This window comes from Amycolatopsis sp. 2-15 (assembly GCF_030285625.1).
GTDB lineage: Bacteria > Actinomycetota > Actinomycetes > Mycobacteriales > Pseudonocardiaceae > Amycolatopsis > Amycolatopsis carbonis.
Genome location: NZ_CP127294.1, coordinates 4244477 through 4262669, shown reverse-complemented (window position 1 = coordinate 4262669; position 18193 = coordinate 4244477). Strand labels below are relative to the sequence as shown.

Genomic DNA, 18193 nt, shown 5'->3' with positions numbered 1-18193 from the left:
ACCAATGGTGTCCCCGGGCGCGACACCGCCGGACATCGGTCGGCCCCACTGAACCGATCATGCGAAAATATTACGTATGAATACGGAGCCGGCGCCGAAGTGGCGGAGACTGGAACCGGACGAGCGCAGGGAGCAGATCTACGCCTGCGCGGCGCGCCTGTTCGGCGAACGGCCCTACTCGGCGGTGTCCACTTCGGACATCGCGGCGGCCGCCGGGGTCGCGCGGGGGTTGATCAACCACTACTTCGGCACGAAACGCGAGCTGTACCTGGAAATCGTGCGGCGCGCGCTGACCGTGCCGAGGCTCGCGATCGAGATCCTGCCCGACGGCCCGCTCGAGCTGCGCGCCGATGTCGCCATCGACTGGTTCCTCGACATGGTGCGCGCGCAGGAGAAGACGTGGCTCGCCGCGATCGCGCCGGAGGGCATCGGGCGCGACGCGGAGGTCGACCGCATCCTGGAAGAGGCCGACCGCGAGTCGGCCGACCGCGTGCTGGAGGCCGTCGGCCTTTCGCGCGACAGCGAGCACGGCGAGGAGCTGAACGCGGCCGTGCGGGCGTTCGCAGGCATGGTGAAGGCGGCTGGGCGCGAGTGGCTCGTGCGGGGCTCGCTGAGCCGGGACCAGGTGCACACGCTGCTGAGCAAATCGCTCGTCACGCTCATCGGTGAGGTGTTCCCGCTGATCCAGGGCGAAGCTCCCGGGGAATGACGGAACCCCCGGCACCACGAGGGGGAGGAAAGTGCCGGGGGTCCCGGCCGGAAGCCTCACGACCCCCGGCTCCTTTCAACGTTACCCCTGGTCGACGTGGGTTCGGTGTCAGTTTCCCCCGGATAACTCCGGGGTGGTCACACGTTCGGCCCACACCGGAAGGCGGCCGCCACTCGATCAGGCCCGCGGCTCGGCCTCGAGCTCGGCCAGACGGTGCGCCAGCCCGTCCACACAGCGGCGCACCGCGTAGTCGTACAGGCGGGCGTACCAGCCGACCGCCAGCTCCGGGTCGGCCATCAGCTCCCGCATCGCGCGGCCCTGCGCGGCCATGCCGGGTAGGTCCGTACGGTCGTGATAGGTCGCGTACTCCTCGGTGTTGTCCAGGCGCAACGCGAGCGAGCTGTCGCGGTCGTCCTCCATCGCGACGAACTGGCAGGCCGTGGCGACGAGCAGGTTGTAGGCCAGCACGCTCTCCTCGCGGAAGCCGGCGGCGAGCAGCACGCCGACCCCGCGGTCGATGGTGCGGACGGCGGCCGACACCGACGGCCCGAAAAGCACCAGCCGCCGCGCCGTACCCGGGTGGGCCCGCAGCACCGTGCGCAGGTCGGCCAGCAGCTCGGCGAACCAGTCCTGCCACGGCAGGTCTTCCTCGGGCAGGCTCAGCAGGCCGACGACGCGGTCGAGCACCGCGGCCACGACCGCGTCCCGGTCGCCGACGTGGTGGTAGATCACCGCGGGGTAGGCGTCCACCGCCGCCGCGAGCTGGCGCAACGTCCAATTGTCGAGGCCGCGTTCAGCGGTCAGCGCGACCGCCGCGTCGACCACCTTCTCGGCGGTGACGGCCGGCAGTCCCGCCGCCGCGCGCGAGCGAGGGCGGTTCCCGGCCCGCGAGGACGAAGACGGCATGCGATGTACCGTATCCGGATAACAACGGCCCGTGCCAGGATTCGGGGATCTAGGGCAGGATCAGGGCATGCCCCGTGCCCTGGCCAACGGTCTCGAACTCGAGTACGACACGTTCGGCGACGCCGCGAACCCCCCACTGGTGCTCGTGATGGGCCTCGGTGCCCAGATGGTGACCTGGGAGGCCGGGTTCTGCGAGCTGATCGCGAGCCACGGCTTCTTCGTCGTCCGCTTCGACAACCGCGACATCGGCCTGTCGACCTATCTGGACGACCTGGGCGCGCCCGATCTGGCGGGCATCACGGCCGGGCAGGCCTCGGCGCCGTACCTGCTCTCGGACCTCGCCGACGACACCGTCGGCCTGTTCGACGCGCTCGGCTTCGCTAAGGCCCACGTGGTGGGCGCGTCGATGGGCGGGATGGTCGTGCAGCAGCTCGCCATCGACCACCCGGGCCGGCTGCTGAGCCTCACGTCGATCATGTCCACGACCGGCGACCCGACCGTCGGGCACACCTCGCCCGCCGCGCTGGCCACGTTGACCCGACCGCCCGCGGCGACGCGCGAAGAGGCCATCGAGCAGAGCATCGCCTCCTACCGCACCACCGGCTCGCCCGGTTATCCCGCGACCGACGAGTACTTGCGGTTCAAGGCGACGCGGGGCTACGACCGCGCGCAGCACCCGATGGGCACCCTGCGTCAGGCCGCGGCCGTCGTCGCTTCGGGCGACCGCACGGAAGCCCTGCGCGCACTGCGCCTGCCGACAGTGGTCGTGCACGGCGACTCCGACCCGATGATCGACGTCAGCGGCGGCAAGGCCACCGCGGCCGCGATCCCCGACGCCGAGCTCGTGGTCATCCCCGGCATGGGCCACGACCTGCCCGAACCGCTGTGGCCGGAGATCGTGGGCGCGATCGTGCGGGCCGCGAGCCGCAGTTAAGGAGATGTCAAGAACACCGCACGGGATGTAGGGAAAGCGTCCGCACCTCTCGTGCGGTGCGGGCGGGCGCGCTGAGCTGGACCCATGCGCATCACCGGTGGTTTCGGCTTCCCGCTCGGCTGCGCGGCCGTGGTGGCCGCCGCGATCGGGGCGGACGTCGCGGGGGCGACCACGCACCCGCTCTACGCGCTGGTGCCGTTGGCGCTCGTCGTGGTCGCCGCCGCTGCGATCACGGCCCCGGCCGCGGCGGCGGGGATCGCCGTCGTGGCCTGGGCCGTCGACTCCGGCTTCGTCCTCGGCCGCGAAGGCGCCCTCGTCTTCGACACCGCGAGCGGCCGCGCCGCCCTCGTGCTCGGCGCGGCGCTCGTCGTGGGCTTGCTGTCTCGGCTCGTGGTGACGGCGGCGGTCCGCGCCCGCCGCCGCGTTCACCCTGAGCCGCACCGGTTCGTGGCGTCCGTCCCCTCGCCGCGAACCGCCGGACAGCGGCGGGCCGACCACGCAGCCTCCGCCTGATCGGCCCGCCGCATCCGGCCCTCGTCGAGCGTGGTTGGCTGTGCGGGTGTGACCGGGTCCCGGTGTGTCGAAATCGACTCGCGTCGGGCTTCCGGCGGTGCCAGGCTGGGACGGTCACACGTCGTCACCTTCGGAGGTAAGCATGAGTGATCCGCAACCGTCGCCCAGCGGCGAGGAGGACGACGTCAAGCGCAAGTTCCGCGAGGCGCTGGAGCGCAAGCAGGCCCACGCCCGCTCCGGCTCCGCCCACGAAACCGGCGGCGGCAAGAACCAGCACGCCCACGGCCCCGCCGCGAACAAGCGCACGTTCCGCCGCAAGAGCGGTTGAGCGTCGCCCATCGACGAAGGCCCTCTCACCGCGGTGAGGGGGCCTTTCTCATGCCCTTCACGGCTCCGAGTCACGGGTCTCGGGGTTCCAGAAGCCGGGCCAGCCGGGCGGTGTCACGCAGGTACTGCTCATACGGGAAGCCGGCTTCGAGCAGGGCGGCGCGCAGCTCGTCGTAGAGTGGTTTCCCGTTGTCGCGGAAGGCTTTCGAGCCGACCTCGGTGATCGTCACGAGCCGGCGCCGGGCGTGTTCCGGGTCCTGGCGGACCTGCACGAGCCCGGCGGTCTCCAGCGGGCGCAGCGCACGGCTGATCGCCGGGTCGGACACCGAAAGCGCCTGTGCCAGCTGGTGCTGGGTCACGGGCTGGATGTCCTCCAGTGTGCCCAGCAGCCGCATCTGGCTGTAGCTCAGGCCGCCGGCACCACCGGCACTGTCAGCACGCCGGCGCGCGGCCTCCCCGAGCAGGAACACCACGCGATGCAGCAAATCAGCGAGATCGTCGTCCACGCCATCAGTCTACCTTGAGTCTTGCGTAGTTAATATTAACCATGCAAGACTCAAGGCATGACCACGATCGAGTACCTCGCCCAGTCCGCCGTTCCCCTGCTTTTCATCGTGGTGCCGGTCATCGGCGCCTTCATCCGCACCCGGCACAGCCCCTCCCGCGAAGCCGCACTGGAGACCTGGCAACGGTGGTGGGCCATCGGCGCCCTCGGCTGCGGCAGCCTCTGGATGACACTCGCGTTCGTCGGGGCCCCGGACGTGATGGCCACGGCGATCGGCTTCACCCGGACCCCGTTCGAGTTCGAAATCGCCTTCGCCAACCTCGGGCTCGCCGTCCTGGGCTTCCGCGCCGCTTCGGCCTCGGCCCGCGAACGCCTCACGATCGGCATCGGCGCCGGGATGTTCCTCTGGGGCGCCGTCGTCGGGCACGTCTACCAGTGGTTCACCAACGGCGACCACGCGCCGGGCAACACCGGCGGCGTCCTGGTCACCGACCTGCTGATCCCCGCCGTGAAGATCATTCTCGCGCGCCGCGCCCAGCGACTGTCCACATCGGAGCGGGTCGCGCCGGCCCTCGGTTGAAACCGTGTCACGAAAAGCGGGCGCACGGGGAACCCCGTGCGCCCGCTGTCGTGAGAGAACTCAGACCGTCAGGATCGACCGCAGCCGGCCGACGTCGGCCATGCGCCGTTCGGCGAGGCGGTCGGCCGCCGCGGCGGGCGGGACCCCGTCGGCCTTGGCCAGGGCGTACACGGCCTTCGTGGTGTCGAAGATGGCCGTGGTCTTGCGCTGGGCGCGGGCAAAGTCGAAGCCGTGGCGTTCGTCGTCGACCTGGATGACGCCGCCGGCGTTGACCAGGTAGTCGGGCGCGAAGAGGATGTCGCGGTCGTCGAGGAGCTTGTCGACGCCCGGGTGGGCGAGCTGGTTGTTCGCGGCACCGCAGACGATGCGGGCCTGCAGCGCGGCCACCGTCTCGTCGGTCAGCACGCCACCGAGCGCACACGGGGCGAAGACGTCGAGGTCCGCGCCGATCAGGGTGTCCACATCGGACACCACCTCGACGCCCGGGTACGCGGCGCGCGTGTGCTCGACGGCGAGCGCCGATACGTCGGTGATCACGACCTGCGCGCCCGCCTCCACGAGGTGGCCCACCAGGATGTGGCCGACCTTGCCGACGCCGGCGACACCGACGCGACGGCCGGCCAGCTCGGGCACGCCCCACACGTGGTCGGCCGAAGCGCGCATGCCCTGGTAGACCCCGTACGCGGTGAGCACCGAGGAGTCACCCGCGCCGCCGTCTTCGGGCGAGCGGCCGGTGACGAACTTCGTCTCGCGGGCCACCACGTCCATGTCGTGCACGTACGTGCCCACGTCGCAGGCCGTGATGTAGCGGCCGCCGAGCGACTCTACGAAGCGGCCGTAGGCACGCAGCAGCGCTTCGGACTTGATCGTGGCCGGGTCACCGAGGATCACGGCCTTGCCGCCGCCCAGGTCGAGCCCGGCCAGCGCGTTCTTGTACGCCATCCCCTTGGAGAGCGCGAGCACGTCGTCGAGCGCGTCGTCCTCGGTGGCGTAGGGGTAAAAGCGGGTGCCGCCGAGCGCGGGGCCCAGTGCGGTGGAGTAGATGCCGATGATGGCTTTGAGGCCGCTGGCCTCGTCGTGGCAGTACACGACTTGTTCATGGCCGCTGTGCCGGCCGAACACTCCTTCGGTCACGGTGGTGACTCCCTTGTCTGACCGCTCGCGGCTCGTGGCCGCGTGCTCCGGAAGGTGGTGTGCCGGATGGAGGTCGTCCGCCCCGCACACCGCCAACCTAGAGCCATCCGCGCGAACCGACCACCGCAGGTCGTCTCCTCAGCCGGCGACGACCTTCCCGAGCATCGCCATCGCCGCTTCCAGCTGCGCGTCCGACAGGTAGGGAGCCGGGCCGAACCGCAGGTAGGACCCCCGGCTGTCGGTGCGGACGCCGTGCTCGGCCAGCGCGTTCTGCAGGTCGCCGGCCGAGGGGCTGCGCAGCGACAGGAACCCGCCGATCATGCCCAGCGGCGTCTCGCGGTCCCGCGACACCACGTCGGCTGGGAGGCCGAGGTCGTCGAAGCATCGAGCCAGCAGGCCGACCTGGTGCTGCGACACCGTGCGCAGGAACTCCGGCGTGAGGCCGTGCTCGGCGAAGAACCGCTGCACGCGCACACCGCGGTAGTGGCTCGACGGATCGTAGGTCGCGCCGGCGAAGCGGTCGCCGCCGGCGGCGTAGGCGACGCGGTCCGGGCGCTGCCGGTCGGCGAGCGCGCCGAACTCGGCGTACCAGCCGGTGACGACCGGGCGCAGCTCTTGCGCGTGGGCGGGCAGGCGCAGGAAGCAGTTGCCCTCGCCGAGCTGGAGGTACTTGTAGCCGCCGCCGACCACCCAGGCATTGGTGAGCCCCAGCTCGTGCAGCGAGAACGGCACCACACCCAGTGCGTGGTAGGCGTCCACGACCAGCTCGACGTTGCTGTCGCGGCAGACGTCGGCCAGGCGCGCGAGCCCGGGCACGAGCCGCGACGTCTCGAACAGCACGGCGGACACGAGCACCGCGGCGGTGTTGCCGTCGACCTCCGCGGCCACGCGTTCGGCCAGCGTCGGCACCGGCTCCACCGGCACCCGCACGACCTCGACGCCCTCCTCCTCCAGCCGCGCGAGCTGGCGGCGCAGGGTGTGGAACTCGCCGCCGGTGGTCACCAGGCGCGGGCGGGACCGCAGCTCGATCGCCGACAGGAACCGGATCACGAGGTCGTGGGTGTTGGCGCCCAGCGCGTATTCGCCGTGCGGATCGGACAGCAGCCCGCGAAAGCCGGCCCGCAGCTCGTCGGCCTTGGCGAACGCGGCGGTCCACTTCTCGTCGACGTCGCGGGCCGCGTCGGCGAACCCCTCCAGCAGGCCCTCCTCGGCGACGTCGGGCCAGGCCTGGTGCGAGTGCGCCGAGAACAGCAGCCGGTCGGCCACGCGGAAGCGCGAGTAGTGCGGCGCGAGCGCGTTGTCGTCCGCGCGCAGGGATTCCAGCGTCGTCACAGCTTGCTCCGCACGGCCCACAGGTCCGGGAACATCGGCTGGAAGAGGGTGGTCCGCAGGTACGTCGCGCCCGACGACCCGCCCGTCCCGGTCTTGTCGCCGATGGTCCGCTCGACCATCTTCACGTGCCGGTAGCGCCACTCCTGCATCCCTTCGTCGAGGTCGACGAGACACTCCGCGACCACCGAGGGGCCGCCATCGTCCTGGTAGACCTTCAGCAGTACCGCCTGCAGTTCCGCCGACGGCGCCACCGGCCGGGTGACGTCTCGATCACTGTCCACGGCATAACCGCTGTTCGCGAGGTACTTGAGGAACGAGTCGAACAGCGACGGCCGGGCCATCGCGGCGGCGATCCGGGCGCGCTGCTCGCCGCCTTCGGGGTAGTGCGCGAACACGCGCTCGTCGCGGCGGCCGAGCACCGCCTCCAGCTCGCGGAACTGCGCGGACTGGAAGCCGCTGGACGCGTCGAGGCGCGCGCGGAAGCTCGTGAACTGGCTGGGCGTCATCGTCTCCAGCACGTCGATCTGCGCCACCACGACCTTGAGCACCGTGAGGATGCGCCGCAGCGTGCGGATCGCGTGCGCGGTGTTGCCGGCTTCGAGGTTGGCCTGCAGGAACTCCGCTTCGTGCAGGATCTGCTTGAACCACAGCTCGTACACCTGGTGGATCACGATGAACAGCAGCTCGTCGTGCTCGTCGGAACGCGGGCGCTGGGCTCCGAGCACCTCGTCGAGCGCGAGGTACGACGTGTAGCTCAGCGCGGCCCGCGTGTCGTCGGTCTGGGTCATGGGTTCCTCACCTCGTCGAAATCGTTGGTCCGCACGGCACGATCGAAATGCCGCTGCGCCGCGGGCGCGAGCGCGGCGTACAGGTCGTGAAAGAGCTCGACGGCCGCCGCGCGCCGGCCGGGCGCGGGGATCAGCTCGCCGGGCAGCTCGGGGTCGAGTGACGGGAACACCCGGAACTCGTGGACCAGTCTCGTGCGAACCGTAAACGCTTGCGCGTCGGACAGCTCTTCCGGGCCGCGCGGGATGCTGCCGAACTCGGTCACGAAGGCGTCGTAACGGGCGGACAGCTCGTCGAGGTCCCAGGCCCGCCCGGCGAACCGGCGGACGTCCAGCGCCGCCGACGGGGTACCCAGCATCAGGCCGGCGTGCTCGGTCACGCCGAGCTCGGCGAGCAGGCCGAGCACCTCGGCCTCGCGGTCGTGCGGCGCGATCCACGTGCCGTCCTGCACCGGGCCGAAGCCGAGGAACCGCAGGCGCCGCACGAGCGTCTCGCGGGCCTGGCGGCGGGTCTCGGGGATGTTCTGCCACAGCACCGTCCACGCGCCGGCCGGCCGGTCGCGGCGGCCGAGGCTGAAGATGCGCCGGTCGCCGTCGGCCAGGACCGCGACGGTGCGGTTCGTGAGCGAGTAGTGCACCAGCCGGCCTTCGCGGTGGCGCGCCAGCAGGTCGCGGTTGACCAGCCGGGTGAGCGCGATGCGGGCGGCGCCGTCGGAGAACCCCAGCTCGGTGAGCAACGACACGAGGCCGCCCGACCACACGCGCCGGCTTTCGCGCGGCTGCACGTAGCTGCCGAGGAGGGTGATCACCAGCTCCTGCGGTCCGGTGGGCGATGGTTCGAGCACGGCCTGACTCTATACACCTCAGCCCGCTGCGGTGTAGCTTTCGAACGAGCAGGTTGTCAGGAGGCTGGATGAAACGGCTGGTGGTCGTCACCGGCGGCACTCGCGGCATCGGCGCGGCGATCGCGGAACACTTCACCGCGGCGGGTGACACGGTGCACGCGCCGGGCAGACGCGACTGCGACGTGACCGACGAGCAGGCCGTGCGCTCGTACTTCGCCGAACTGGGCCCGGTCGACGTGCTCGTGAACAACGCCGGGATCTCGTCGAGCGCCCCCACCGCGAAGACGTCGCTGGAGGACTGGCGCGGACAGTTCGAGGTGAACGCGACCGGCGCGTTCCTGTGCACCCGCGAGGTGCTGCCCGGCATGCGCTCGCGCGACCGTGGCCGGATCGTCACGGTGGCCTCGACGGCCGGGCACGTCGGTTACCGCTACACCACGGGCTACACGGCCTCGAAACACGCCGCGGTGGGGCTGATGCGCGCGGTCGCCGCGGAGCTCACCGGCACCGGGGTGACGGCCAACGCCGTGTGCCCGGCGTTCGTGCGCACGGACATGACAGCTGACTCGGTCGCCCGCATCCGCGAACGCACCGGCCGCGACGAGGCCGACGCCGAGGCAGCGCTGGCGGCCGCGTCGCCGCTGGGGCGGTTGCTCGAACCGTCGGAGGTCGCGTTCGCGGTGGCGTTTTTCGCCGCGGAAGAAGCGGCGGCGATCAATGGACAGACTCTCGTACTCGATGGTGGAGGAATTCAGAAATGAGCCCGTTCCGTGCGACTGCCCCGATCACGAAGTCGTGGGACCACTTCGAGTTCACCGTGGACGACGGTGTGGCGACGCTGATGTTCAACCGGCCGGAGAAACTCAACGCGCTGACGTTCGACGTGTACGCGGATTTGCGGGATCTGGTCACGGAGCTGCCCCACCGCGGCGACGTGAAGGTCCTCGTGATCACCGGGCAGGGCCGCGGGTTCTGCTCGGGCGGCGACGTCGAGGAGATCATCGGCGAGCTGCAGAAGATGGAGACCGCGGAGCTGCTCGAGTTCACGCGGATGACCGGCGCGGTGGTGAAGGCGTTGCGGGAGACGCCCATTCCGGTCATCGCCGCCATCAACGGCGTGGCGGCGGGGGCCGGGTCGGTCATCGCGCTGGCTTCCGACTTCCGGATCCTGGCGCAGTCGGCGAAGTTCGCGTTCCTCTTCACGAAGGTCGGCCTGGCCGGCGCGGACATGGGCTCGGCTTACCTGCTGCCGCGGCTGGTGGGCCTCGGCCGCGCCACGGAGCTGCTGATGCTGGGCGACAAGCTGGAGTCGGCCCGCGCCGAGGCGATCGGCCTGGCGACGTCGGTCGTGGAGGACTCGGAGCTGGCGTCAACTGCTGCTGCCTTGGCGCGCCGGCTCGCCGACGGCCCGGCGCTGGCTTACTCGACCACGAAGGTCCTGCTGACCCGCGAGCTGGACATGGACCTGGGGTCGTCCATCGAACTCGAGGCGATGACCCAGGCCCTGCTGATGACGGCGCACGACCACAAGGAGTTCTACGCGGCTTGGTCGGCCGGCCGTAGTCCACAGTGGACCGGACGGTAGAACCTCACGACAGCCCCATGCCCCGGCGCGCGATTGTGCCGGGGCATGGTTTCGGCTCAGTGCCGCTACTGCGTCGCCAGGGTCAGGTTGCCCAGACCCGACACCTCGGCGAACAGGGTGTCCCCGCCCGTGAACGGCGTCGGCGCGCACAGTGTGCCCGTCAGGACCATGGCGCCCGCCGGGAGCGACTCGCCCGCCGCCGCCAGGTGGTTCGCGAGCCACGCAACCGCGGCGGCCGGGTTGCCGTTCATCACTGCCGCGGCGGAGCCGGGGATGGCCTTGTCCCCGATTTTGAGCGTGCACTCGAGGCCCGAAAGGTCCTGCGGCAACGGGGCCTGGGGGCCGAGGAAGGCGTAGGCGGCGTTGGTGTTGTCGGCGGCGAGCATGGCCAACGTCGTCGGTCCGCCGGACCAGCGGGAGTCGACGATTTCGAACGCGGGGGCGATCGCGGCGGTCGCGGCGACGACGTCCTCGGCGGTGGTGTCGGGGCCGGAGAGCGAGCGGCCGAGGATGAAGGCGATTTCGACTTCGGCGCGAGGCGCGAACATGTCCGCGGTCGACAAGGGTTGCCCGGGTTGCAGCACGGTGGAAGCCAGGACGTGGCCGAAGGCGGGTTCAGTGGCGCCGTAGGTGGCGCGGGCCGGCTCGGACGTGAGGCCGACCTTGTAGCCCGCGAGGCGATCACCGGCGGCCAGGGCCAGGTCGCAGATCGCGCGAGAGACGCGGTAGGCGTGCGCGAGATCGGCCACGGGTGCGGGGGCGACGGCGGGGCCGCCGTGAGTGGCCTTGGTCAAGCGCCGAGCCAGGTCGTCGTCCGTCACCGTGTGCTCCTCGGGGGTCCGGGATGGGCCTGGACATCTGATCACACCTCGGTGTGCGCGATGGCGTTGCCCTCCAGCGAACCGAACCAGAGGCGGCCGGCGTGTTCGCGGACGCCGACGAGCATGTGGAAGCCCGGGATCTCGCCCCACAGTTCGTGCTCCACGGCGCCGTCGGCGGCGATGCCGAGCACACCGACGTGACGTTTCGGGGCGGGTTGCAGGGCCGCCGGCAGTGAGCGCACCGCGGCACGCAAAGAGGCGGGCAGGCGGCGGACGGCGTCCAGCGCGGGGACACGGACGGAGGCCTGCGTGACCCAGATCAGGCCGTCGCTGCCGGTGGCGATGTTGTCGGGGAAGCCGGGCAGATCGTCGACGAGGGTGTCGCGCTGGCCCTGGCGCGTGCCGTGGAGCCAGAAGCGCGTGACACGGAATTCGCCGGTTTCGGCGACGGCCACGAAGGACTCGTCCGGGGGCAGGGCGACGCCGTTGGCGAACTGGAGGCCGTCGGCGATCAGATCGATGGTGCCGTCCGGGGTGCGGCGCAGGAGACGGCCGCCGCCGGTCTGTTCGATGAGGTCGTCGCGCCAGCGGTCGATGCCGAAGCGGCGCGAGGAGTCGGTGAAGTAGATCGTGCCGTCGGTGGCGACGGCGGCGTTGTTGCAGAACACCAGGTCGAGGCCGGCGGCGGAGGTCGCGAGGGTGCGCACCGCTCCCCCGGCCAGCGGCATCGTGAGCAGGCCGGCGCGGGCGTCGCAGATCAGGAGATCCTCGCCGTAGAGCTCCAGGCCCAGCGGGCGGCCGCCGGTGTCGCCGAGGACGTCGATGCGGCGGCCGTCGGGGGCGACGCGCAGGATTCGGCCGTCGTCGACGCCGGTGTAGACCCGGCCCTCGGCGTCGACCACCACGTCTTCGGGTGCGTGCCCGTTGACCGGGACCACCACGACGTCACCGAAGTCCATCACGAACCTCCTACCGATAGGTGAGCAGCTGCGCCGCCTCCGCTTCGAAGTGCGGGTGTTCGTTGAACGTCAACAGGTTCACGCCGCCGCGGCCCGAGGTGAGCTTGGTGATACCGGTGTTCACGGTGACGCGGTTGAACTTCAGCAGGCCGACCTCGGGCACGCCCAGGACCGCGCCCGCGATCGTGCCGATCACGCCGCCGGAGGTGAACACCAGCGCGTGCTCGCCCTTGCCGAGTGACTCGACGAGGTCGGTCAGCCCGGCCGTGCAGCGTTCGAGGAACGCCGGCCACGTCTCGGCGCACGGCCCGTCGGCGCCGGCCGCGACCCACGCGCCGAGCGCGGCGTCGAGCAGGCCCTGGTACTCGCGGGAATCCTCCTGCGGGGCGCCACCGGCGTGGTGGCGCGAAATGTCCACGTGGTCGTATTCGTTCCACCGCGGGTCCTCGACCACGGCCACGTCGGAGCCGAGTGTCTTCAGCGCCGTCGCCGCCGTGTCGCGCTGGCGGGCCAGCGAGCCGGAGCGCACCTGCGCGAACTCGACGCCGCGGCGCGCGAGCTCACGACCGACCACAGTGGACTGTTCGAAGCCGCGCTCGGACAGCGCGTCGTAGTCGGCCGCGCCGAACGAGGCCTGACCGTGGCGGACGAGGTAGATCGCACCCAACGCACTTGCTCCTTTTGGCTCGTCAGGAGAACTTGGCCAGCAGCCCGGCGGGCAGCACGCGCATGACCGCACTCAGCGGCACCCACGGCCACGAAGGAACGTACGCCATTTTCGGCTCCGCCTCGATCGCCTTGGCCATCGCGCGGGCGCCTGCCTCGGCACCGGTCAGCAACGGCGTGCTGCCGCTGCGCGCGGACATCTCGGACGCGATGTAGCCCGGGCGGATCTCGGTGACGCTGATGTCGGTGCGGCGCAGCTCGACCCGCGTACCCGCCACGAACGCGGAGATCCCGGCCTTCGACGCGGCGTACGCGGTGAGGTTCCTGGGCAGGCCGCGGATCGCGCTGAACGACGAGACCACGGCCAAGTGCCCTTCGCGCTGCTCGCGGAAGATGCCCACGGCGGCCTCGATCTGCGCGGCCGCGGCGACGAAGTTGGTCTCCAGCGTCTGGCGGTTGGCGTCGAAGCGGCCCTTGCCCACGGGCTGGCCCTTGCCGAGCCCGGCGTTCACGATCACGCGGTCGAGCGAGCCGAGCTCACCGCGGAACTCCTCGAACACGGTGAACACGCGGTCGTGGTCGTTCACGTCGAGCGGGCGGGTGACGACCGTGATCCCGGGGTAGGCGGCCTTGAGCTCGTCGAGGCGGTCGGTGCGCCGCGCGCAGAGGGCGAGGTTGCGCCCGCGCGCCGCGAACTGGCGCGCCATGCCTTCGCCGAGGCCCGAGCTGGCGCCGGTGATCAGGATGTTCTTCCGCAGGACCATGGGCCGGATCCTACCGGTTGGTAACCACCGGGCCTCGGCCCTTGACCGGTGGCCCGGCGCTGGGGGCATCGCCGGGCCACCGGTACCGGGTACGGCCGCCGGCCGTGCACGGGGCGCGGACCGCGGGCCGGGGCCGAAGCAGCTGCGCCGCGACCGGGATCGCCGGTGCGGGGCTTGATGGCCATACAAACGCGCCCCCGCAGGTCAGGGCAATGGTTCACAGTTGCCAGTACTAGCCCGTTCGCCCCAGTGGTGACGCGGAGTGCCTGGTCGGCTGCTGATACGGTCTGACGTGTCGGTTCGGACACTGTGGGGTTTCGGACACTCCGTTCGGGCACCCGGTCGGCGGACCACGGGTTTTCGGACACGGGTTTCACCACGAACCGGTGCGGTGCGAGACCACGGGCGGGGGCATGGCTGGTGGAACTGCGGACGAGTCCGGGGCCGACGGCGCCCGGACCGCGTTCGCGAGCGCGCTGCGCGCGGCGATCACCGCCAGCGGCCTGTCGCTCGACCGGATCCAGGCGCGGCTGCGGGCCCGCGGCGCGGCCGTCAGCGTCACGGCGCTGAGCTACTGGCAGTCGGGCAAACGCCAGCCCGAACGCGCGAGCTCGCTGTCCGCCGTGCGCGTGCTGGAGGAGATCCTCGACGTCCCGGCCGGCTCGCTGCTCGGCCTGCTGCCCCCGCCGCGCCCGCGGGGCGCGACCCGCCGTGACCGCGTCGGCGAGGAACCGCTGACGTTCACCCGCGAAACGCTGCAGCCGTTGCTGGACCGCGTCGGCGCGCCGCACATGCTCGACCAGCAGCAGCACCTCAAGCTCGTCGGCCTGCACGACCGCTGCGAGATCGCCGCGGACGGCGGCCAGCAGGCCGTCACGTCCCGCGCCGTCTTCCAGGCCGGCGCCGACGGCCTCGACCGCTGGCTGCTCGTCTACGCCCAGGACGACGCCGCGTCCGTGCCGCAGGTCCACGCCGTGCGCAACTGCCGCGTCGGCCGCTTCGAGGCGGACTCCTCGCACGGCATCCTGGTGGCGGAGCTGCTCTTCGACCGCCCGCTCGACCGCGGCGAGACGCACCTGATCGAGTACTCGCTGACCAACTCGGGCCCGCCCTACCCGCAATGCCGCGCCACGCACTACCGCGAATTCCGCCGCCCCGTGCGCGAGTACCTGCTGGAAATCCGATTCGCCCCGGAAGCCGAACCCGTGCGCTGCTGGCAGTACTCCCGCGACGACTCGGCCCCCACGCGCCGCCGCCTGCGCCTCGACTCGGCGGGCGGCGTGCACGCCGTGGCGCTCGACTTCGGGCCGGGGATCTTCGGCATCGGGTGGGAGTGAGTCAGCTCAGCTTGGAGCGCAACACCTTCCCCGTCGCATTGCGCGGCAGCTCGTCCAGGAACTCCACGTCGCGCGGCACCTTGTAGCGGGCGAGGTTCGACTTCACGTAGTCGCGCACCCCGTCGGCGTCCAGCGCCGAGTTCTCGCTGCGTACGACAAACGCCTTGAGCCGCTGGCCGAACTGCTCGTCCTCGACGCCGATCACGGCGGCCTCGATCACGTCGTCGCGCTCCACCAGGAGGTTCTCGACCTCGACCGGGAACACGTTCTCGCCACCGGAGACGATCATCTCGTCGTCGCGGCCGTCGATGAACAGGAGGCCGTCGTCGTCGAAGTGGCCGACGTCGCCGCTGGAGAGCAGGCCGTCGATGATCTCCTTGTGGCGGCCGTCGGTGTAGCCGCCGAAGCTGAGGCCGCTGCCGACGAACACGCGGCCCGTCACGTTGGGCTCGGTGATCTGGCGGCCGTGCTCGTCGTACAGGGCGACGCGGCAACCCACGGGCGCGCGCCCGACGGTGCCCGGTGCCTTGCGCCAGTCTTCCGGCGTGGCGACGGTCGCGACGGCGACTTCCGTTGAGCCGTAAAGGTTGTGCACGACGTCGCCGAACTGCTCGCTGGCCCGGTTGCCCAGGTCGGGCGACAGCGCGGAGCCCGCGACGAAGATGATCCGCAGGCACGACGTGTCATACCGCGAACGCACCGAAGCCGGCAGGTCGACGATGCGCTGCAGCATCGTCGGCACCAGCACGAGCGTGGTGCAGCGGTGCTCGGCGACGCCCTTGAGCGTCTCCTCCGGGTCGAACTTTCGCCGCATCACCACCTTGCAGCCCAGCGCGAAGCTCAGGATGAACTGCGAAAGCCCCGTGCCGTGGAACAGCGGCGCGCCCATGTACGTGGCTTCGCCCGCGCGCAGCGGGATGCGGTCGAGGAACTGCGCGGACGCCAGCGGCGACGTGTGCGGCCGCGGCGCGCCCTTCGGCGTGCCGGTGGTGCCGCTGGTGAGCAGCACGAACCCCCCGGGCTTGGCGGGCGCGTGCAGCGGGCGGTCGTCGGTGCTGGCGATGATCTCGTCGAGCACCGGCACGGAGTGGTCGCCCGGTTCGTCGACCCACGCGAGGTAGCGCTCGACGTCACCGGAGATCGCGTCGAGCAGGCCGGTGAACTCCTGGTCGTAGACGAGTGCGGTGACGCGTTCGCGCTGCGCGACGTCGGCCAGTTGCGGCTTGGCGAAGCCGGTGTTCATCAGCAGCAGCCGTGCGCCGAGCTTGCCGGCGGCGGCCATGGTGAGCACGAGGCCGCGGTGGTCGCGGCACAGCGCGGCGATCACGGTGCCCTCGCCGAGCCCGCGCTCGGACCAGGCCCTGGCCAGCGCGTTGGACCGGTCGTCGAGCTGCTTGAACGTGAGCGGGCCGAGCTCGTCGACGATCCCGACGGCCGCAGGGTCGCGGCGCGCGGCGATGTGGTTGGCGCCCGCGAACGGGCCGTACTTCCGGATGGCGACGACCGAGCGCACGCCCTCGTCGAGCCGCGGGAACGGCACGAGCCCCGCGCGGCGCATCACGTCGATGCTGCGCGCGGTCTCAGCCACCTTGTCCGTGACCTGGCTGGCGAGGCCGAACACCCCGGCCGGGTTCCTCATCCGGACACCTCCGTTGCTGCTGCGGGGAAGCCACCCGTACCGCCGGTATGGGTGGCTACTCGACAGTAGACCAAGCCGGGCGAGCGTGCACCAGACCACGGCGGCCGGGTTCGGTGACCGAAATTGTCGGTAGCCCCGAGCACAATGACGGCGTGCAGGTGATCACCGGCCAGGAGGAGGACGCCGGCTACACGATCTCGACGCCGGCGGGCACTTCCCGCGGGCTGTCGAGGGCCGAGTGGGTGGCCGAGGTGCGGCGGCTCGAGGAAGCCGAGGCGCCGCGCTGGGTGCTGCCCTCGGTCGAGGCGCTGTACCCGAAGCTCATCGACGCGGGCGTGCGGCTGGGGCGCTGCCATGACCTGGGCCTTGCGGAGGGCCTGCTGCTCGCGTACGAGGGGCGCGAAAGCGAGTCGCGCAGCCTGCGCGCGGCGTGGGCGCGGGCGCAGGGCGAGGAACCGCCCGACGACGGGCCCGCGTTCGGCGAAGCGGCGCAGCCCACGCTGTTCTCGCCGCGTGGACCGGGGCTGCCTCCTGACGTCACGGTCGTCGACGCGGTCCGTGGCGTGCTGGCGGAGCAGGAGAAACGCGTGGCTTCCGTCGCTTCGCCCGGTCGGATGCGGCTGCTGTTGGCGGCGGAGTCCGCGAGCGCGTTGGCCGCGGCCGAGATGTCGGCGGCGGGGCTGCCGTGGCGGGCGGACCTGCACCGGGCGCTGCTGGAGTCCCGGCTCGGTCCGCGCGTGCCGTCCGGGCAGCGGCCGAAAGCGCTGGTCGCGCTGGCCGCGCAGATCACCGACGCGTTCGGTGGGCGGCCGGTGAACCCCGACTCGTCGCCGAGCGTCATCCGCGCGCTGGCCCGCGAGGGCATCGAGGTGCCGGCCGCGCGCAAGTACCTGCTGCGCGACATCGACCACCCGGCCGTCGCGCCGCTGCTGGAGTACAAGGAACTCTCGCGCCTGCACTCGGCCAACGGCTGGGCCTGGCTCGACGAATGGGTCACCGACGGCCGCTTCCGCCCCCACTACGTCGTCGGCGGCGTCGTCTCCGGCCGCTGGGCCACCCGCGGCGGCGGGGCGCTGCAGATCCCCAAGGTGCTGCGCACGTGCGTCCGCGCGGATCCCGGCTGGAAACTCGTGGTCGCGGACGCCGCTCAGCTGGAACCACGCGTGCTGACGGCCTTGTCGGGCGATCGCCGGCTGGCCGAAGTCTCGGCCGCGACGGACCTGTACGCGCGGCTGGGCGAGGCTCTTTTTTCGGGCGCCCGCTACGTTCCCCCACCGTCCGGTTCCGCGGACGACCGCTCCCGAGCCAAGATCGCCATGCTGTCCGCCATGTACGGCGGCACCTCCGGCGAAGCAGGCCCCCTCCTCGCTCTGCTCCGCCAGCGCTTCCCCGACGCCGTATCCTATGTGGAACAAGCCGCGGCCGCCGGCGAACGCGGCGAACGCGTCCGATCCCGGCTGGGCCGCACCTCCCCCGCCCCGTCCGCCGCGTGGCGCGCCCTCACCGGCGGCCTCGCCGACGACGAAGCCACGGAAACCCGCGCCCGCCGCGCCTCCCGCGGCTGGGGCCGCTTCACGCGCAACTTCGTCGTGCAAGCCAGCGCGGCCGACCTGACCGCCGTCCTCCTCGCCACCCTCCGCGGCCGCCTCCCGGCCCCCGCCCACCTCGTCTTCTTCCAGCACGACGAGGTGATCGTCCACACCCCGGCCGAGCTGGCGCCCGCCGTGTCGGCCCTCATCGAGTCCACCGTGACGGAGTCGGCGCAAATGCTGTTCGGCGAGGCATGCCCAGTCCACTTTCCGATGCAGGCCCTCGCCGTCGACACCTACGCCGACGCGAAATAACTCAAGGA

At 71.5% G+C, this 18193-nt stretch carries 20 protein-coding genes; 9 read left to right on the top strand and 11 right to left on the bottom strand.

The genetic code is table 11. The features are described 5' to 3' along the window. Positions 1-76: 76 nt before the first annotated feature. Positions 77-709, top strand: coding sequence for a TetR/AcrR family transcriptional regulator (locus tag QRX50_RS21190; protein ID WP_285973652.1), 633 nt, complete (start codon positions 77-79; stop codon positions 707-709). 177 nt (positions 710-886) lie between these two features. Here the strand turns inward: QRX50_RS21190 and QRX50_RS21185 are convergent, their stop codons facing one another. Continuing rightward, a complete protein-coding gene (locus QRX50_RS21185; RefSeq protein ID WP_285973651.1) occupies positions 887-1615 on the bottom strand; it encodes a TetR/AcrR family transcriptional regulator in 729 nt (242 codons plus the stop codon). 67 nt (positions 1616-1682) lie between these two features. On the opposite strand from QRX50_RS21185, the gene QRX50_RS21180 reads away from it, so the two are divergent. From QRX50_RS21180 to QRX50_RS21170, 3 genes are all read left to right on the top strand, one after another. Next, complete coding sequence (locus QRX50_RS21180) at positions 1683-2549, top strand: alpha/beta fold hydrolase (protein WP_285973650.1); 867 nt, start codon at positions 1683-1685, stop codon at positions 2547-2549. Positions 2550-2633: 84 nt separating this feature from the next. Next, positions 2634-3062, top strand: a complete 429-nt coding sequence (locus QRX50_RS21175; protein WP_285973649.1) for a hypothetical protein — start codon at positions 2634-2636, stop codon at positions 3060-3062. Positions 3063-3204: 142 nt separating this feature from the next. Continuing rightward, entirely contained in the window at positions 3205-3390 is a 186-nt protein-coding gene (locus QRX50_RS21170; RefSeq protein WP_285973648.1) for a DUF5302 domain-containing protein, read from the top strand. A 70-nt stretch (positions 3391-3460) separates the two neighbouring features. On the opposite strand, the gene QRX50_RS21165 is transcribed toward QRX50_RS21170, so the two are convergent. Further along, on the bottom strand, positions 3461-3895 hold the full coding sequence (locus tag QRX50_RS21165) for a MarR family winged helix-turn-helix transcriptional regulator (RefSeq protein WP_285973647.1): 435 nt from the start codon (positions 3893-3895) through the stop codon (positions 3461-3463). A gap of 57 nt (positions 3896-3952) precedes the next feature. Here QRX50_RS21165 and QRX50_RS21160 point away from each other — a divergent pair, with 57 nt between their 5' ends. Then, positions 3953-4474 (top strand): DUF6790 family protein, encoded by a 522-nt coding sequence (locus QRX50_RS21160; protein ID WP_285973646.1) that lies wholly within the window; start codon positions 3953-3955, stop codon positions 4472-4474. 60 nt (positions 4475-4534) lie between these two features. On the opposite strand, the gene QRX50_RS21155 is transcribed toward QRX50_RS21160, so the two are convergent. The 4 genes from QRX50_RS21155 to QRX50_RS21140 form a co-directional block, all read right to left on the bottom strand. Continuing rightward, the gene (locus QRX50_RS21155; RefSeq protein WP_285973645.1) at positions 4535-5608 is read right to left on the bottom strand and encodes a Glu/Leu/Phe/Val dehydrogenase dimerization domain-containing protein; all 1074 of its coding nucleotides are present in this window, start codon (positions 5606-5608) and stop codon (positions 4535-4537) included. A gap of 138 nt (positions 5609-5746) precedes the next feature. After that, complete coding sequence (locus tag QRX50_RS21150) at positions 5747-6940, bottom strand: kynureninase (RefSeq protein ID WP_285973644.1); 1194 nt, start codon at positions 6938-6940, stop codon at positions 5747-5749. Then, positions 6937-7728 (bottom strand): tryptophan 2,3-dioxygenase, encoded by a 792-nt coding sequence (locus QRX50_RS21145; RefSeq protein ID WP_285973643.1) that lies wholly within the window; start codon positions 7726-7728, stop codon positions 6937-6939. The genes QRX50_RS21150 and QRX50_RS21145 overlap by 4 nt, the downstream gene beginning before the upstream one ends. Then, on the bottom strand, positions 7725-8570 hold the full coding sequence (locus QRX50_RS21140; RefSeq protein WP_285973642.1) for a PaaX family transcriptional regulator: 846 nt from the start codon (positions 8568-8570) through the stop codon (positions 7725-7727). The genes QRX50_RS21145 and QRX50_RS21140 overlap by 4 nt, the downstream gene beginning before the upstream one ends. A 68-nt stretch (positions 8571-8638) precedes the next feature. Here QRX50_RS21140 and QRX50_RS21135 point away from each other — a divergent pair, with 68 nt between their 5' ends. After that, the gene (locus QRX50_RS21135; protein WP_285973641.1) at positions 8639-9331 is read left to right on the top strand and encodes an SDR family NAD(P)-dependent oxidoreductase; all 693 of its coding nucleotides are present in this window, start codon (positions 8639-8641) and stop codon (positions 9329-9331) included. Continuing rightward, entirely contained in the window at positions 9328-10155 is an 828-nt protein-coding gene (locus QRX50_RS21130) for an enoyl-CoA hydratase family protein (RefSeq protein ID WP_285973640.1), read from the top strand. The genes QRX50_RS21135 and QRX50_RS21130 overlap by 4 nt, the downstream gene beginning before the upstream one ends. Positions 10156-10220: 65 nt before the next feature. On the opposite strand, the gene QRX50_RS21125 is transcribed toward QRX50_RS21130, so the two are convergent. Genes QRX50_RS21125 through QRX50_RS21110 form a run of 4 tightly spaced genes read right to left on the bottom strand, consistent with a single transcriptional unit; the run spans position 10221 to position 13365 of the window. Then, positions 10221-10976, bottom strand: a complete 756-nt coding sequence (locus tag QRX50_RS21125; RefSeq protein WP_285973639.1) for a 2-keto-4-pentenoate hydratase — start codon at positions 10974-10976, stop codon at positions 10221-10223. A gap of 41 nt (positions 10977-11017) precedes the next feature. Beyond that, positions 11018-11935 carry an SMP-30/gluconolactonase/LRE family protein gene (locus QRX50_RS21120; RefSeq protein ID WP_285973638.1) on the bottom strand — a complete coding sequence of 306 codons (918 nt, stop codon included), beginning with the start codon at positions 11933-11935 and terminating at the stop codon, positions 11018-11020. A gap of 10 nt (positions 11936-11945) precedes the next feature. Further along, a complete protein-coding gene (locus tag QRX50_RS21115) occupies positions 11946-12602 on the bottom strand; it encodes a histidine phosphatase family protein (protein WP_285973637.1) in 657 nt (218 codons plus the stop codon). Positions 12603-12624: 22 nt separating this feature from the next. Next, positions 12625-13365, bottom strand: coding sequence for an SDR family oxidoreductase (locus QRX50_RS21110; protein ID WP_285973636.1), 741 nt, complete (start codon positions 13363-13365; stop codon positions 12625-12627). 413 nt (positions 13366-13778) lie between these two features. Here QRX50_RS21110 and QRX50_RS21105 point away from each other — a divergent pair, with 413 nt between their 5' ends. Then, on the top strand, positions 13779-14702 hold the full coding sequence (locus QRX50_RS21105; RefSeq protein WP_285973635.1) for a hypothetical protein: 924 nt from the start codon (positions 13779-13781) through the stop codon (positions 14700-14702). A gap of 1 nt (position 14703) precedes the next feature. Here QRX50_RS21105 and QRX50_RS21100 read toward each other — a convergent pair whose 3' ends face one another. Beyond that, entirely contained in the window at positions 14704-16341 is a 1638-nt protein-coding gene (locus QRX50_RS21100) for an acyl-CoA synthetase (RefSeq protein ID WP_285973634.1), read from the bottom strand. Between the two features lie 152 nt (positions 16342-16493). Here QRX50_RS21100 and QRX50_RS21095 point away from each other — a divergent pair, with 152 nt between their 5' ends. Continuing rightward, the gene (locus tag QRX50_RS21095; protein ID WP_285973633.1) at positions 16494-18185 is read left to right on the top strand and encodes a bifunctional 3'-5' exonuclease/DNA polymerase; all 1692 of its coding nucleotides are present in this window, start codon (positions 16494-16496) and stop codon (positions 18183-18185) included. Positions 18186-18193 lie beyond the last annotated feature (8 nt).